The sequence below is a fragment of the Segatella maculosa DSM 19339 = JCM 15638 genome (assembly GCF_000382385.1).
Lineage (GTDB): Bacteria > Bacteroidota > Bacteroidia > Bacteroidales > Bacteroidaceae > Prevotella > Prevotella maculosa.
On sequence record NZ_KB908319.1, the window covers coordinates 128,463 to 143,661 of the forward strand.

Sequence of the window (15,199 nt, forward strand, 5' to 3'; positions counted from 1 at the left end):
TGATAACAAAATCAAAAACAACGACGAACATTAAATAACATAAAATAATTTTGTCGTTCTCGCAATTTGGCCTAAATTTGCTCGCATATCAACAAAAGGAGCGTTTATGAAAAAGCAGTGTTTAGTGCTCATGGCAGCGTTTTTGCCGGCGATGACCTTGCCTGTCGGCGCACAGAACAACAAGAACGGCCAACAGGAAACGCTGGTCGGGAAGGTCTCAAAGCTATGGAAAGACGCCAAAAAGCAGATTGATAAGACCGGAAAAGACATCGGAGAGAAAATCGGTTTCGATGAACTTGCATCGAAAAAGCATGAAGCCGACCTGATAGAAGTAGACGGAATCAAGTATATGCCGGTGTACACTACCGACCATTTTGCCAAACTTTACCCCAAAGAAGACGCCGAACTCGTGCGCCTCTCGCGTGAAGCTTTCATGCAAAAATACCCGCAAGCGGAGATTATCTACGCCGTTGTGCCACAGAAGGATTGGCTGAATACCGTCTTGCGCGACGGCTCCAAGGTGACAGGTTACCGGCGTCGGGCCTACTGTTACGTGGTGGCTAAGGACGGAACCGAGGGATATCTCAATGCATGTTTCCTGTTTATGGCCGACCGCGAAGCCGGAAACGACTATGTAAAAAGCAAAAGTTGGCCGCGCAGAGCGTGCACAGACGCCGTTCCAAGCCAAGTATATCCTCAATTGATAAGATAAAAAGGGGCTGAAAGAATTGTCAAATGTGAGCGGACGCACAAGCCGTGCGTCCCTACATGCGTTCAATCGTTTTCTTATCTCAGCCATTTCACCGTGCAATATAGCTGACTTTACCCCACAATCTCACCCATTTCACCGCGCAAAATGGCTGAGATTGAAATGCAAGGTGTAAGTCGTTGGTAATCAATTCGGCTGAAGCTCGAGAGTGTTTGAGTGTGTGTAGGGACGCACGGTCCGTCCGTCCGCTCAAGTTTCAGTTGGCCGTTGCCAAGTAAACAGGTGGACAAGTTGAATGTCTATACGGATATAGGGGTAAAATGGCGGCAGATTATACGGCGAACGTGGTGGACAAGTTAAATGTCTATACGCATTTTGGGGCACAAGTTCGGCCTTCCGCCCCCCGAAAGGGCTGAGAGCGGCTTTTTATTCTTCTCAATACGACGCCGTACACGCTATTCCTGCGGCGATGACACGGTCGCGAATGGCGTTCAACTCGGCTGGTGTGGCCTTGAGAAGTGCCTTATCGGGCGTCTCACGGTCGATGGTATAAATCATCACCTCCTGCGGTTGGACGCGCTTCATGGCCTCCAACCACGGCCCGACAAAGCGTTCGTGCGTATTATCAACGTCGGTTCCGTCTTCCGCCCTACCCTTCAAGAACATTGATTGAATGATGACGTGGCCGTTGAAACGGCAAAGTTGGTCGATGATTTTGTGGATATCGTACGACGGTTGCTGCGGTCTGTCTACCTTATTTATATAGTCCGAATCTACCGTATCCACCTTTAATATGTTGTTATCCACGCGTATCAAGGCCTCGAAAACGCTGTCCTTGAAGATGAATGTACTGTTGCTTAGCACGCTGATTTTAGCTTCCGGACAGTATTGGTTGCGCAGTCTTACGGTGTCATCTATGATGTTTTGGAAGTCAGGATGGGCCGTTGGCTCTCCATTTCCGGCAAAGGTCAGCACGTCAGGCCGCTCGTTTCGCGTGCGCATCTCACGCAGTTTGGCCTCCAGAGCAGTGGCAATGGCCTCGCGCGAAGGGCGTCGCAGGGTCGGCACATGGTCTTTGTTGAACCCGCATTCACAGTAGATGCAGTCGAAATTACACATCTTTCCGTCGGCCGGCATGAGGTTGATGCCCAGCGAAATGCCCAATCGACGGCTGTGAACCGGGCCAAAAATGGGCGAAGGATAAATGATAGTGCTCATACAGTGGGCAAAGTTAGCGAATTAATTCGGTATGCTTTCATTTACAAGATGATTAGAATAAATTAATAGTTAACGGAGGTTAAACTATTGTGTGACGGCGAATTAAGCATTACCTTTGTGGGATATTTGTTGTGATATACGCTGTTCGGAATGGGAAATAAACGCAAAAATACGCGCAATCGGCAAGGATTGCAAAGTGTTACGCTGTGTATCAGCACATCGTTGGTGCTGATTTTGTTGGGAATGGTGGTCTTTTCCGTGCTCACGGCAAGGAATATGTCGACCTATGTAAGGGAGAATCTCATCGTAACGATGATGCTTCAAGACGACATGACGAACCCCGAAGCCCGGCAACTTTGCGGCAGATTGCATCGCTATCCCTATATAAATAAGGTGGAATTCATCAGCAAAGAGCAGGCATTAAAGGAGCAAACGCAGGCCTTGGGCACAGACCCTTCGGAGTTTATCGGAGCCAATCCGTTTCAGGCTTCCATTGAGATTAGACTCAAAAGTGACTATGCCAACACCGACTCTTTACAGTGGATTACAAAGGAATTACAGCGATATCCCAAGGTAGGAAGCATCACTTATCAAAAGGGTTTGATGGATAGTGTCAACACGTTGCTGCAGAAAATCAGCCTTGTCCTGCTGATTTTGGCCGGCTTGCTGACCTTTGTCTCGTTCTCACTCATCAGCAACACCGTCCGTTTGAGCATCTATGCACGACGCTTCTCCATTCACATTATGAAACTGGTCGGCGCATCTTGGGGTTTCATTCGGCGTCCGTTCGTGTTGCGAGCCGTGGGTGTTGGCATCATAGCCGCACTGCTTGCAGTGGTCGTTTTGGGCTGTTGTGTCTACGCACTCTACACATATGAGCCCGATATATTGACCGTTGTGACGCCCGAAGTGATGGTTGTTACGGCCTTGTCTGTGTTCCTCTTCGGCATTATTATCACGGCGATATGTGCCGGTCTTTCGGTGAATAAGTTCTTAAAGATGAAAGCCGGCGAACTATATAAGATATGATTGGACCCCAAGATGCGTGGAATTGTCGCGAAAACCACGCACGACGGGGCGATAGATAAACGAAAACAAATTATGAATAAAAAGAATTTTGCATTCGATAAGACCAACTTCATGCTGTTGGCCATTGGAATGGCGGTCGTCATCTTGGGCTTTATCCTCATGAGCGGAGGCGGTCCTTCGGAACAAAACTTCGACCCCGGCATCTTCAGCACGATGAAAATAAAGGTCGCTCCGGTGATTTGTTTCGTCGGATTTGTGTCAATCATCTATGCCATTATCCGTAAACCGAAGGACAATTACACCGAGACTGACTGATGGATTTCCTGCAAACGCTGATTATTTCGATTGTGGAGGGGCTGACAGAGTTCCTCCCTGTGTCGTCAACGGGCCACATGATCATTGCCCAAAACCTGTTGGGAGTGCCCCAAGGCGACCCATTCGTGCACGCTTTCACGTTCATTATCCAGTTCGGGGCCATTCTTTCGGTGGTGTGTCTCTATTGGAAACGCTTCTTTCAGATGCGTACCAAGCAAGAGTTCTTCGGCAAGATGAAGTTCTATGGGCTGCTGATAGTGGGTGTTGTTCCGGCGGTCATCGTCGGTTTGATAGCCAAGAAAAGCGGATTGCTTGACCGGTTGCTCGACAGCGTTGAGGTCGTGGCGGCGACCTTGGTCATTGGCGGCGTGTTCATGTTGTTCTGCGATCGCCTCTTCAACAAGGGCACCGAAGAGAACAAAGTCGATTGGATTCGTGCGCTGAAGATAGGTTGTTTCCAGTGCCTTTCGGTCATTCCGGGCATGAGTCGCAGCATGGCGACCATCGTGGGTGGCATGCAACAGCAGCTAACACGGCAGCGGGCGGCTGAGTTTTCCTTCTTTCTTGCGGTGCCAACTATGGCCGGTGCGACACTTCTCGACCTGCTGGATATGTTCAAAGAAGGCACGGATTGGGCCACAACACAGCACATCGAGACCCTCGTTTTGGGCTGTATTGTCGCCTTTATCGTGGCCATCTTGGCCATGAAATGGTTCGTCGGGTTCCTTGCAAAGTATGGTTTTAGGGCCTTTGGTTGGTACCGTATCATTGTCGGAACAGTCATTTTGATACTTTTGGCAACAGGTCATTCGCTTGTAATGGTAGACTGATGGACTTCAAGACAGGAGAGGTTTTCGCGATAGACAAGCCTTATCGCATATCAAGTTTCGGTGCATTGGCCCACGTGCGCTATGTGCTTTCGCGTACATTAGGCTGCAAAGTGAAGATCGGTCACGCCGGAACGCTCGACCCGTTGGCCACGGGAGTGCTCGTTCTTTGCACGGGAAAGGCTACCAAACGCATTGAGGAATTCCAAGGAAACAGTAAGGAATACACCGCAACCTTGCAGCTCGGGGCCACTACGGCCAGCTATGACAGGGAGCATGAAGTCAATGCAACTTTCCCGACAGCACACATTTCGCAAGCGCTGATAGCCGAAACGCTGCCACAATTCATCGGCGACATCGAGCAGATACCACCCACTTACAGTGCCGTGAAAGTGAACGGCGACCGGGCATATGAGTTACGTCGGGCCGGAGAAGAGGTGAAACTGAAGCCTAAGCAAGTCCATATTGATGAGATAGAAGTGACAAATTTCGATGCAGAAAAAATGCTGTTGAGCCTCAGGGTGGTGTGTGGAAAGGGCACATATATCCGTGCTTTGGCCCGAGATTTGGGCCGCGCGTTGGGTAGTGGAGCCTATCTGACGGCCTTACGTCGCACGCGTGTGGGCGAGTTCACCGTTGACAAGTGTCTCGACTACGAACATATCAGAGAATGGATAGAATAAGAATTAAACTTAATAATAAAGATATATGAAGTTATCACAGTTCAAATTTAATCTGGAACAGGAACAAGTAGCGCTCTATCCCCACAGCTTCACCCGCACATTCAAGAACGAAGACGGCACCACGGACAGCTTTCAGGTGACGCGACAAGACGAATGTCGGTTAATGGTCTTGCACAAACGGTCGGGCAAAATCGACATGTTCAAGAAAGACGCCGAGGGAAATCCCATTGAAGGAGCGTTCCTTGACTTCCGCAATATCCTTGATTATTTCGACGAGGGTGACACCTTCATATTCAACGACACAAAGGTCTTCCCGGCCCGTCTCTATGGAACAAAGGAGAAGACCGACGCAAAAATCGAGGTGTTCCTGCTCAGAGAGCTCAACCCGGAGATGCGTCTGTGGGACGTTCTCGTGGAGCCTGCCCGCAAAATCCGCATCGGTAACAAACTTTTCTTCGACGAAACGGGGACGATGGTGGCCGAAGTTATCGACAATACCACCAGCCGCGGCCGCACACTTCGATTCCTTTACGACTGCGACCACGATGAGTTCAAACGCGAACTCTTCGCATTGGGAGAGGCTCCTTTGCCTCGTTATGTGATTGATAATCGCAAGGAACCGCATGCAACCGCAACCGATTTGGCCGACTTCCAGACCGTTTTTGCCAAGCATGAAGGGGCGGTAACGGCTCCTGCAACAGGCCTTCATTTCAGCCGAGAACTGCTGAAACGCATGGAGATACGGGGCATTCACGATGCCTATATCACGCTGCATTGCGGGCTTGGGAACTTCAATCCCATCGAAGTGGAAGACCTTACAAAGCACAAGATTGACTCGGAAAAGATGGTTATCTCAGCCAAAGCATGTGCTCGGGTGAACCAAACCAAGCGCGAAAGACACCACGTCTTGGCCGTAGGCGTCAGCGTGGTGAAGGCCACGGAGACTGCCGTTGGCACCGATGGTATGCTGAAAGAGTATGACGGATGGACCAACAAGTTCATCTTCCCGCCTTATGATTTCGGCTTGGCCGACTCGATGGTGGCCAACTTCTACCACCCCTTATCGACTCTTCTCATGGCTACGGCGGCCTTCGGTGGCTACGATGCCGTGATGGAATGCTATCGGTTGGCCTCCGAGAACGGCTACATGTTCGGCTGTTATGGCGACGCCTTGCTGATTTTAGACGATTGATGGCTTGCTGACGGTGGCTTTACATACGGTTTATTTGGGGCTGGGCTCGAACATCGGAAACCGGAAACGCAACATGCGCGACGCTATCCAACTGCTTGAAACGGCTGTAGGAACGGTGAAGCGGCAGTCGGAAATGATTGAAACGGAGCCGTGGGGCTTTTGCTCGCCCAATCGGTTCATCAACATGTGCGTGTGCATCGAGACACGGTTGACACCTCGTCAACTACTTGAAGCCACGCGGGCGATCGAGAAGAAGATGGGGCGAACGGTGAAATCCGACGTCAACGGGTATGCCGACCGCATCATCGACATCGACATTCTGCTTTATGATGACCTGCGAATCGACGAGGCTGATTTGCACATTCCCCATCCGCTGATGCACGAACGCGACTTTGTAATGATTCCACTCCGCGAGATTTTGGAGTGAGAACAAGACAAAAGAAATCCCGAAACGCTTGCGAGTTTCGGGATTTCTTATTTGTTCTTCCGACCGGTTTACTTGCGCAGGCCGAGCGCCTTGATGATGGCACGATAGCGATTGATGTCGCGGTCGTAGAGATAATCAAGCAAAGCGCGACGCTTTCCAACGAGCTTTGTCAGCGAACGCGTGGTGACATTGTCTTTGTGATGGGTCTTCACATGCTCTGTCAAGTGCTTGATGCGGAGCGTGAACAGCGCAATCTGACTCTCTGCAGAGCCCGTGTCGGTGGTCGACTTGCCGTACTGGCCGAAGATTTCCTGCTTTTTTGCTTTGTCTAAATACATAGCTTGAATGAATTGATTAAATGAAGTTGCATCATTACATCCTTCAAGAGCCGGGCTGCCTTAATCACAACAGCTGCACAATCGAATGCATCGGAGTTTCCGAAGATGCGCTGCAAAGGTAGCAATAAAAGTCTGAAACCCGAAGCATGGCACGATAAGTTTACCGCTTTGTAACGTTCTTTAACGAAGAAGAGCCTGCGTCGGGTCATTCCAACGGGGGTGACATGCGCGGCAGCGGAGCCTGTCTTGCGGTGCCGAACCAGCTGTCGTAAATCTCACGGGCCATTTGCCTGACGGCCTTACAGGCCTTCGGAAAAACTATCTTCGTTATCTCCGGCTCTATCCAACGGCGTTCGAAAGCTTCGATTTCCTTGTCGCAGGCTTTAGCATCAAGCGGCTGTTTCAGTCTGACGGCACGCCTGACGTGGGCCGTAAAGATATGCCAACGCTGCTTGTAATACGAGGAAACGAGGCCCGCCCAAGTGCGGTTGGCGTAGTCGGTGAGCTGTCTGCTGTCGCCCCACACGGTAATCAGCGTGCGGGCATTGCGCTCGTAATAGTCCTTTTCGGCCGCCGTCGCGCCGAAGCCACGTGCATCTTCAATCCATTTCCGCAACGAGAATTCCTCGCTGCAGGCCAGCAATCGGTCGAGATCGTCGAGCATCTTGTCCATGCGACAGGCATAGTAATCGACGGAGTCCGAGCGCTGCGAGAGATAAGCCCGATGGAGTCCGTCGCGCTCGAAGGCGAAGAAATCGCCCAGCACCTGCCGCCCCACGTTCACGATATCATATAGGTGTTCGCGCTTATCGGAGTCGATATCCAGCAACGTCCTCCACACGCCGAGCAGTTCATCAGGATAGGTGATGTTGAGATAGCGGGCCTCGAACGACGGACGGGCGCACACCACGGTGCCCGACTCATTGACATAGCTCGGCATGATGCGGTCGAAGAGCACCTGCCACGCCGTGCGGCCGGCCGCCGAGGCAAAACCCACACGACGGTCGGCCATATGGTGAAGCCAGTCGCGGTCGGTCGTCCCGCAGTCCCACGCTTTGTCGAACACGAAAGCATAGAAGTCGGGATTGACGCCGAAGCCCTCCATCGTCGCCCCCACCCCGGCCATGTTACCGCCCTGCGCGATGGCGGCGTCGAGCCGCGACGACACCTTGCCGACGTCGCCCTGCAGCATCGTGTTGCCGCCGAAGTTGCCCAGCACGCAGGCGATATACGGCCTGCCGTAGAAGCTCTCAGTAAGTCGCCACAGCTCCGTGTGGTCGATATAATAGTCGAGCAGCAGTGCCCGGTCTTTCGGAATGCCACTCAGATAGGCGCGGATTGCGTCGGGCGTCCAATGCTTCCGGTCGTTGTAGAAGAGCCACCCCATCTGCACCCAGACGCTTTGCGGGTCGGTCTTGTCGAGCGACGCGTGGATATGACGGGCCAGCATGCACAGCGTGTCGGGCGACCAACTGGGTGGTTGCACCTCGTTGAAGCTGTCGAGACAATACAAATGGTCTGTCCCGAACATGCGGCGCTGTTCATCGAGAAAAGACTTCTGCAGCTTGCCGAAGCGCGGGTCGGTCGGCGACAGGAAGTACGTGCGATACGCCTGCCCGAAACCACCCCACTGCCCGACTTCGGTTATCCGCGCCTCGGGGTGCAGAAGCTTGTAGTCGAGGGGCACGCTGCCGTTGAAGGCCGGCAGCACGGGCCGCATGCCAAACTCCCGCTCGCGCTGCAGTATACGCCGCTGCAGGTCGGCCTGTCCGTCAATCCACGACTGTGGCAGCGGACCTTGCCAACCGTTGATGTTGAGCATACGGTGCCACGGAAGATGGGCCGGCCCCGTGAAGAAGCGCGCCAGATGGCGGGCGGTCAGCCCTTCGCGTCGCCAAACGCGCTGCCACACGGCCTCGGTGCCCGTGATGGCCAACGGCATCGTCACGCCGTTCAGTGCCATCCAATCAATCAGCCGCTCCCAGTCGGCCCACCGCCACCACGGCATGGTGTAGCCGAACGTACAATAGTTGAGGAAGAAACGCTCGCCCACGCGCGCCCTGCCCGTCATCGTGCGGCTCACGCGGGGCAGCTCCCGAGGCAGCACGATGGGGTTTATACGCCGCCACGACACCTCCGTCAGGCAATACCGACGCAGGTAGTGGTTCAGCCCGACGGCCATGGCAATGGCGCTGCGGCCCGTGATGACGATGCGCCGACCCTCGCTCCGGACGGTGAAACGCTCGACCGTGTCGGCCGTCAACTCGAACCTGAAGCGGTCGGCATGTGCAGGTGCGATGCGGCTCACCAGCCCGCGCATCGCACGGCACGCTTCACCGCCGTTCGCCCAACCGCGACCGGCAAGGCACGACAGCACGAACACGAGCAAATAGAACTTCATTCTTTTCATAACGACATGTATTACGTTGGTTCGCGGCACGTGCACGGGCCTCGCCCGCCATGTGCCTCTGCGTAGGGGTTAGACACGTGCATGACCCGTTTATAACTCCGTCGCTCCGCTTTTAATCTTCGTTCACAAACGAGGCGCCACGCGCAGCGAAACGCGCCCGATGCCGACCTCGTCCGCAGCACTCGCAGTGTTCCAACAGAGTTCCATGGCTTGGAACACACAGTTCCAGTACATGGAACGCACAGTTCCAGTATATGGAACTCACAGTTCCAGTATATGGAACGCTCGGCTCCACGTATATGAAACATCGTCCCACGCAGATGGAACATGCAATTCCACGTAGGTGGGACACATAGTTCCACGTAGGTGGAACGCACAATTCCACATAGATGGGACATACAGTTCCACGTATGTGAAACACACAGTTCCACGTATGTGGAACGCACGGTCTCACGTATGTGGAACGCTTGTGACACGCGGCAGTAACTTTGGTACTCCACATCAGTAAATACGATTCCTCATCGCTGAGACGCTCCGTTCCAGCCCATGAAACGCGAGGGAGACGGGCGCCGGCACTCTTTCGGGGGCAGCATCGGGGCCGCTCAGACGCGCCGGCGGACGGATTGAGGCGCAATGGACGGCGCAATATTTTCGGCATAATCGTTGTTTTTCTGCGACATTTGATTTATATTTGCACCTGATTCATCAAATGAGAGGTTATGGAACTGCATCTGGCAGAGCGCGCCATAAACCATCTCGCAGACAGGCATGAACGCAATTTGATTTACATTGAACGATGAACAAACCCGGCCTTACGAACAAGCAATACGTCGTCCCATTCGTGCTCATCACGTCGCTCTTCTTCCTTTGGGGCTTTGCGAGGGCGATTCTTGACGTGCTGAACAAGCATTTCCAAAACACGCTCGATATCAGCATCACCGAGTCGTCGTTGATTCAAGTGACCACGTATTTGGGTTACTTTCTGACGGCGATTCCGGCCGGGTGGTTCATCAATCGGCACGGATATCGGCTGGGCGTGGTGGTCGGTCTGATGCTTTTCGGGCTCGGCTCGCTGCTGTTTATCCCTTGTGCGGCCATGAATACGTTCTACGCTTTCTTGGGTGCTTTGTTCGTTATCGGCTGCGGTCTGGTGTTCTTAGAGACCGCCGCCAATCCCTATGTGACCGAGTTGGGCGAGCGAGCAACGGCAACCAGCCGGCTCAACTTCTCGCAGTCGTTCAACGGTCTGGGCAGTCTTTTCGCCACATTCGTCATGGGACAGTTTTTCTTCGGCGGCCATGTGGCAGACAACCATGCGGTGATTCCCTACACGGTCTTGGGCATCTTGGTGCTCATCATCGCCTTGGTTTTCTCGCGGGTCAGCCTGCCCGAGATTCGACATGAGGAGACCGAGGAAGACAAAATCAAGGGAACACGCATCATGAAGCTGTTCCGCAGGCACCCGATGTTCGTCTTCGGACTCTTCGCTTTGCTGGCTTACGAGGTCGCAGAGATATCCATCAACAGCTACTTTATCAACTTCGTTACGGGCCAAGGTTGGCTGAATGACAACATGGCCAGCATCGTTCTGACGGTCGCCCTGGCCTTTTTCATGGTGGGACGCTTCGTGGGCAGCTGGGTCATGCGGCGTGTTCGGGCCGAGAAAACGCTGCTGGTTTGCGCCATGGGGAGCGTGGTTTGCATGGTTTGCGTGCTGCTCGACATCGGCAGCGTCTCCATGATTGCCATCTGTTGCAACTATCTTTTCGAGGCCATCATGTTCCCGACGATCTTCTCTTTGGCCTTAGACGGCCTCGGAAACCTCAAGAAAAGCGCGGCTTCCCTGCTGATGATGACGCCCATCGGCGGCTGCGGTTTCTTGCTGATGGGGCTGATTGCCGACGGTTCCAACCTTGTTATCCCTTTCCTTATCCCTTTCTTCGGCTACTTCATCGTGCTGCTTTTCGCCTCAGAACTGACGCGGAAGCACCACGAAGTGAGGGTCTGAGCCTTCTGACCTTCCCATTTCCGTGTGGCAACAGCAGCCATTCGTCTTGATTTCATGCAGTGTTAAAGTTTTTAACCTCGGCTTGTAAGAAAAAAAGGAGCCAACATTTGGTTCCATCAAAAGAAAATGTTACATTTGCAAACGTATAAGATTGGTTGCCAATCCTATTCAGGTAACTTATTTATAAACATAATATTTTAATTATGGCAGTTAGTTATAAAGAACTAGGTCTCGTCAATACGCGCGAGATGTTCAAGAGAGCAGTGAACGGAGGTTATGCAATTCCCGCGTTCAACTTCAACAATTTGGAACAGCTTCAGGCTATTATCACGGCCTCGGCTCAGCTGAAATCTCCTGTTATCCTGCAGGTTTCGAAAGGTGCCCGCAACTATGCAAACCCCACATTGCTGCGTTATATGGCAGAAGGAGCGGTTGCATATGCTAAGGAATTGGGCTGCAAACACCCCGAAATCGTGCTCCATTTGGACCACGGAGACACCTTTGAGCTCGTCAAAGACTGCGTAGACATGGGCTTTTCTTCAGTGATGATCGATGCTTCTTCCAAGCCTTACGAAGAGAATATCGCGCTAACGAAGAAGTGTGTTGAGTATGCACACAAGTTTGATGTGACCGTTGAGGCCGAACTTGGCGTGCTTGCCGGTGTGGAAGATGAGGTTGCTTCGGAGGAATCTCACTACACCAAGCCCGAAGAAGTGATTGACTTTTCAAAGCGTTCCGGCTGCGACAGTCTCGCTATCTCCATCGGTACGTCTCACGGTGCCTACAAGTTCAAGCCCGAACAGTGCACACGTGACCCGAAGACAGGACGCTTAGTGCCTCCTCCTTTGGCTTTCGATGTGTTGGCAGAGATTGAGAAGAAGCTCCCCGGATTCCCCATTGTGCTCCACGGTTCTTCCTCCGTTCCGCAGAAATATGTGGACATTATCAACCGATATGGAGGCAAATTGCCCGACGCTGTGGGCATTCCTGAAGAGCAATTACGCAAGGCTTCGAAGAGTGCCGTATGTAAGATTAACATCGATTCTGACTCTCGTTTGGCCTATACGGCAGGCGTTCGCGAGACCTTGGCCAACCATCCTGACTACTTCGATCCGCGTCAATACGGCAAAGTTGCACGCGATTACATGACCGAAATGTACAAGGAGAAGATCACCGACGTGCTCGGTTCTGACAATAAATTGGCTCAATTGTAAGCAAGAAACGGCTTCCGGGCCGACTAATATAATAAAGGTGGGAGCAGCAATGTTCCCACCTTTTTTCATAACTATGCCTTATGGAGAAGCGAATCACAGAACAACCATCTCACTATGACCATCTGGAAACGATGTCAATAGAACAACTTACGGCTGCTATCAATCAGGAAAACAAGAGTGTGCCCACAGCAATCGACCGCGCATTGCCGCAAATCAACGCACTCATTGCGGCCATACTGCAACGCTTGCAGGCCGGTGGTCGGTTGTTTTATTGCGGTTGCGGCACGGGAGGACGGCTGGCAACGCTCGACACAATAGAGGTACAAAACACCTATGGAACAGACGGAAGCCAGATAAGAGCAGTCTTTCCGGGCGGTATAAGTGCACTTACACAGACGCGGGAGTCGCGCGAAGACGACCTCACCGACGGTTGGCAGCAACTCGTTTCCTGCCATATCACGGAGCAAGACATCGTACTCGGCTTCTCGGCCAGCGGCACAACGCCTTTCGTTCTGGCCACGCTCAAGGCCTGTCGTGCGCGGAATATCGCTACAGCCTGCGTGGTCAACAACCCCAATAGTCCCATTGCTGCGGTGTCAGACCATGTGGTCGAGGTCGTAACGGGGCCTGAATTCGTCACCGGAAGCACCCGTATGAAGGGCGGAACTTCGCAGAAACTGATTCTCGACATGGTCAGTACGACGCTCATGATACGCCTTGGAAGGGTCGAAGGCAACAAGATGGTGAACGTAAAACTGATGAATGCCAAACTCATAGACCGCGCTGCACGCATCTATATGGAGCGTCATCCCGATGAGAATGACTATCAAAGTGTGGTAGAAAAGCTGAAGAAAAGCGGCAGTATCAAAGCCGCAGAGGAAAGGAGAGCCTCCCCTGAACCCTCCAAAGGAGGGGAGGCCAAACAGCATGAGGCAAATAGGCTTCTATAAAAACGCTTTCAGTTCGTTCTCCCCTCCTTTGGAGGGGCCGGGGGAGGCTTCACTTCCTTCCGAAATACACTACAATTCCCATGTTAAGAATGCCTTGTTGCCCGTAACCCAGCTCTGAAGTGAAGCGCACATGATTGCCTCCAATCTCTATTCCAACAGGAGAAAGCTGATAAGCGACCTTGATTTTCTCTTCCTTTATATTAGGGAAGTGGCTGCTTTCAGACTGCAATCGGTAGTAACGAAGACCGAGACCACCCTTTGAATAGAGTGTGAAATGACCGTTGTCGAGCCAAGTATATTTTGCTTCGGGCATGAATGTCCAAGCCTTGCTCGACAGATTCAGTTCGTCATTCGGGAAGATTGAAAAGAAAATCCCGCCGTAAAGGAGTAGATAGGGATTGTTTCCCAACTGCTCATCCCATGAAAGATGCGCCCCCTTTGCAGCGGCTTCGGTGTAGCTGATGTCTGCTCCTACGGCCCATTTCGGACTGAAATGATAGAGATATTCCATGTTAAAAGCATAGTTTATGCCTAAGAACAGCCCGAAAGCAGACGCATCTTCCTCGAGTTTGAACTGCTTTATGTAGTCGTTTTTCACGCTGTTTAAATGCGGTTCGTCGCCAAATCCGAAACTCAATTTCAGCTCATGCTTGAACGATTGCGCCTGCATTTGCAAGGCAAAACACAACGTAGCTAAAACAAAAATAATCCTTTTCATGTCCTTATTTCTTGAGATTGTTGCACAGATACAGTCACAAAAATACGAAAAAAGTCGGATATTCCTCCACACTTCCCTCTTTTTTTTACCCATTGTTCCCTTGCTTGGAGATGTAGAAACGTACGCTTCGTGTGTCCACCTAAGTGGAATTGAACGCGCACATGCATGATTGTTTGAGCGGACGCACGAACCGTGCGTCCCAACATGCACTCAAACACTTTTAAATATCGGCCACATTGATTACCAACGACTTACACCTTGTGTTCCAATTGCAGCCATATTGCACGGTAATCTCACCCATTTCACCGCGTAATATGGCCCATATTACCGCACAATATGGCCCATTTTAAAAACCGATATGGCCGAACTGAAAATGTAGGGACGCACGGCTCGTGCGTCCGCTCAAGTGGAATTGAACGCGCACATACATGATTGTTTGGGCGGACGCACGAACCGTGCGTCCCTACATGCCGTGCAACAATCAACATGTTCGCCCATTCAAGCGCACAGTCCCTATATAATAAGGTGACGACTACAGCCATTAAACGATTTAGTTAAACTGTGTTTATTTTCCAATGGAAATTTGTTTATTTGGAAAATAACGTATATCTTTGCAATGTTTTCCAATGGAAATAAAAATAAAATGAACACTATTCCCAAATAAGAAAGCATGAAAAGAAAACTCGTTTTAGCGGCATCAATTGCCATCATCGGCCTGAGTGCCTGCTCACAAAACAAAAGCGGCAAGCCCGCAGAAGTGAAACAACAGTATACAAACAATCAAAAGGAGAAGAAAATGAAAGTAGAAGAATTGACAGCCGAGGCTTTTAAGCACAAAGTAATGGATTATGAGAAGCACCCAAATGACTGGGTTTTTGCCGGAGAACGGCCCGCAGTAATTGATTTTTACGCCACTTGGTGCGGTCCATGTAAGGCAACTGCCCCCGTTTTGGAGGAGCTTGCAGGCACATATAGCGGCAAGATTGATTTCTATAAGGTCGATGTTGACCAGCAACAAGAGCTGGCCGCGCTGTTCGGCATACGTAGTATTCCGTCGTTACTCTTTGTTCCCAAGGAGGGAAAACCAACCATGCAGACGGGTGCAATGAACCATCAACAGCTGGAAGATGCCATCAAAAAGGCATTGTTGAAATAAAAAAC

The 15,199-nt window shown here is 51.6% G+C and carries 15 protein-coding genes; 11 read left to right on the forward strand and 4 right to left on the reverse strand.

Annotated features, from left to right (window positions below; all coding sequences use genetic code 11):
* Positions 1 to 106 precede the first annotated feature (106 nt).
* The gene (locus H164_RS0100525) at positions 107 to 712 is read left to right on the forward strand and encodes a hypothetical protein (protein ID WP_019966819.1); all 606 of its coding nucleotides are present in this window, start codon (positions 107 to 109) and stop codon (positions 710 to 712) included.
* Positions 713 to 1,144: 432 nt separating this feature from the next.
* Here the strand turns inward: H164_RS0100525 and H164_RS0100530 are convergent, their stop codons facing one another.
* The gene (locus H164_RS0100530) at positions 1,145 to 1,927 is read right to left on the reverse strand and encodes a radical SAM protein (RefSeq protein ID WP_019966820.1); all 783 of its coding nucleotides are present in this window, start codon (positions 1,925 to 1,927) and stop codon (positions 1,145 to 1,147) included.
* 150 nt (positions 1,928 to 2,077) lie between these two features.
* Here H164_RS0100530 and H164_RS0100535 point away from each other — a divergent pair, with 150 nt between their 5' ends.
* The 6 genes from H164_RS0100535 to folK all read left to right on the forward strand — a co-directional run bounded on the left by H164_RS0100535 (position 2,078) and on the right by folK (position 6,400).
* Positions 2,078 to 2,956: a cell division protein FtsX gene (locus H164_RS0100535; protein ID WP_019966821.1), complete on the forward strand. Its 879-nt coding sequence runs from the start codon at positions 2,078 to 2,080 to the stop codon at positions 2,954 to 2,956.
* A gap of 72 nt (positions 2,957 to 3,028) precedes the next feature.
* Entirely contained in the window at positions 3,029 to 3,271 is a 243-nt protein-coding gene (locus tag H164_RS0100540; RefSeq protein WP_025830198.1) for a DUF3098 domain-containing protein, read from the forward strand.
* The gene (locus H164_RS0100545; protein ID WP_019966823.1) at positions 3,271 to 4,101 is read left to right on the forward strand and encodes an undecaprenyl-diphosphate phosphatase; all 831 of its coding nucleotides are present in this window, start codon (positions 3,271 to 3,273) and stop codon (positions 4,099 to 4,101) included. The genes H164_RS0100540 and H164_RS0100545 overlap by 1 nt, the downstream gene beginning before the upstream one ends.
* Complete coding sequence (truB, locus tag H164_RS0100550; RefSeq protein ID WP_019966824.1) at positions 4,101 to 4,781, forward strand: tRNA pseudouridine(55) synthase TruB; 681 nt, start codon at positions 4,101 to 4,103, stop codon at positions 4,779 to 4,781. The genes H164_RS0100545 and truB overlap by 1 nt, the downstream gene beginning before the upstream one ends.
* Positions 4,782 to 4,806: 25 nt before the next feature.
* Positions 4,807 to 5,973, forward strand: coding sequence for an S-adenosylmethionine:tRNA ribosyltransferase-isomerase (locus tag H164_RS0100555; RefSeq protein WP_008565296.1), 1,167 nt, complete (start codon positions 4,807 to 4,809; stop codon positions 5,971 to 5,973).
* Positions 5,974 to 5,977: 4 nt separating this feature from the next.
* Positions 5,978 to 6,400, forward strand: coding sequence for a 2-amino-4-hydroxy-6-hydroxymethyldihydropteridine diphosphokinase (gene folK, locus H164_RS0100560; RefSeq protein WP_019966825.1), 423 nt, complete (start codon positions 5,978 to 5,980; stop codon positions 6,398 to 6,400).
* 68 nt (positions 6,401 to 6,468) lie between these two features.
* On the opposite strand, the gene rpsO is transcribed toward folK, so the two are convergent.
* On the reverse strand, positions 6,469 to 6,738 hold the full coding sequence (gene rpsO, locus H164_RS0100565) for a 30S ribosomal protein S15 (protein WP_008565298.1): 270 nt from the start codon (positions 6,736 to 6,738) through the stop codon (positions 6,469 to 6,471).
* A gap of 205 nt (positions 6,739 to 6,943) precedes the next feature.
* The gene (locus H164_RS0100570) at positions 6,944 to 9,148 is read right to left on the reverse strand and encodes an alpha-N-acetylglucosaminidase (RefSeq protein ID WP_320055087.1); all 2,205 of its coding nucleotides are present in this window, start codon (positions 9,146 to 9,148) and stop codon (positions 6,944 to 6,946) included.
* 796 nt (positions 9,149 to 9,944) lie between these two features.
* Here H164_RS0100570 and H164_RS0100580 point away from each other — a divergent pair.
* From H164_RS0100580 to H164_RS0100590, 3 genes are all read left to right on the forward strand, one after another.
* Positions 9,945 to 11,156, forward strand: coding sequence for an MFS transporter (locus H164_RS0100580; RefSeq protein WP_019966827.1), 1,212 nt, complete (start codon positions 9,945 to 9,947; stop codon positions 11,154 to 11,156).
* Between the two features lie 203 nt (positions 11,157 to 11,359).
* Positions 11,360 to 12,370, forward strand: coding sequence for a class II fructose-bisphosphate aldolase (locus H164_RS0100585; protein ID WP_008565306.1), 1,011 nt, complete (start codon positions 11,360 to 11,362; stop codon positions 12,368 to 12,370).
* Positions 12,371 to 12,450: 80 nt separating this feature from the next.
* Positions 12,451 to 13,320, forward strand: a complete 870-nt coding sequence (locus H164_RS0100590) for an N-acetylmuramic acid 6-phosphate etherase (RefSeq protein WP_019966828.1) — start codon at positions 12,451 to 12,453, stop codon at positions 13,318 to 13,320.
* A gap of 49 nt (positions 13,321 to 13,369) precedes the next feature.
* On the opposite strand, the gene H164_RS0100595 is transcribed toward H164_RS0100590, so the two are convergent.
* On the reverse strand, positions 13,370 to 14,038 hold the full coding sequence (locus H164_RS0100595) for an outer membrane beta-barrel protein (RefSeq protein ID WP_025830195.1): 669 nt from the start codon (positions 14,036 to 14,038) through the stop codon (positions 13,370 to 13,372).
* A gap of 670 nt (positions 14,039 to 14,708) precedes the next feature.
* Here H164_RS0100595 and trxA point away from each other — a divergent pair.
* On the forward strand, positions 14,709 to 15,194 hold the full coding sequence (gene trxA, locus H164_RS0100605) for a thioredoxin (protein ID WP_019966830.1): 486 nt from the start codon (positions 14,709 to 14,711) through the stop codon (positions 15,192 to 15,194).
* The last annotated feature ends 5 nt before the right edge of the window (positions 15,195 to 15,199 follow it).

What these genes read in the sequence shown, in the direction of transcription:
- H164_RS0100525 (WP_019966819.1), top strand. Translation starts at nt 107, where the DNA reads ATGAAAAAGCAGTGTTTAGTGCTCATGGCAGCGTTTTTGCCGGCGATG.
- H164_RS0100530 (WP_019966820.1), bottom strand. Translation starts at nt 1,927, where the DNA reads ATGAGCACTATCATTTATCCTTCGCCCATTTTTGGCCCGGTTCACAGC.
- H164_RS0100535 (WP_019966821.1), top strand. Translation starts at nt 2,078, where the DNA reads ATGGGAAATAAACGCAAAAATACGCGCAATCGGCAAGGATTGCAAAGT.
- H164_RS0100540 (WP_025830198.1), top strand. Translation starts at nt 3,029, where the DNA reads ATGAATAAAAAGAATTTTGCATTCGATAAGACCAACTTCATGCTGTTG.
- H164_RS0100545 (WP_019966823.1), top strand. Translation starts at nt 3,271, where the DNA reads ATGGATTTCCTGCAAACGCTGATTATTTCGATTGTGGAGGGGCTGACA.
- truB (WP_019966824.1), top strand. Translation starts at nt 4,101, where the DNA reads ATGGACTTCAAGACAGGAGAGGTTTTCGCGATAGACAAGCCTTATCGC.
- H164_RS0100555 (WP_008565296.1), top strand. Translation starts at nt 4,807, where the DNA reads ATGAAGTTATCACAGTTCAAATTTAATCTGGAACAGGAACAAGTAGCG.
- rpsO (WP_008565298.1), bottom strand. Translation starts at nt 6,738, where the DNA reads ATGTATTTAGACAAAGCAAAAAAGCAGGAAATCTTCGGCCAGTACGGC.
- H164_RS0100570 (WP_320055087.1), bottom strand. Translation starts at nt 9,148, where the DNA reads ATGAAAAGAATGAAGTTCTATTTGCTCGTGTTCGTGCTGTCGTGCCTT.
- H164_RS0100580 (WP_019966827.1), top strand. Translation starts at nt 9,945, where the DNA reads ATGAACAAACCCGGCCTTACGAACAAGCAATACGTCGTCCCATTCGTG.
- H164_RS0100585 (WP_008565306.1), top strand. Translation starts at nt 11,360, where the DNA reads ATGGCAGTTAGTTATAAAGAACTAGGTCTCGTCAATACGCGCGAGATG.
- H164_RS0100590 (WP_019966828.1), top strand. Translation starts at nt 12,451, where the DNA reads ATGGAGAAGCGAATCACAGAACAACCATCTCACTATGACCATCTGGAA.
- H164_RS0100595 (WP_025830195.1), bottom strand. Translation starts at nt 14,038, where the DNA reads ATGAAAAGGATTATTTTTGTTTTAGCTACGTTGTGTTTTGCCTTGCAA.
- trxA (WP_019966830.1), top strand. Translation starts at nt 14,709, where the DNA reads ATGAAAAGAAAACTCGTTTTAGCGGCATCAATTGCCATCATCGGCCTG.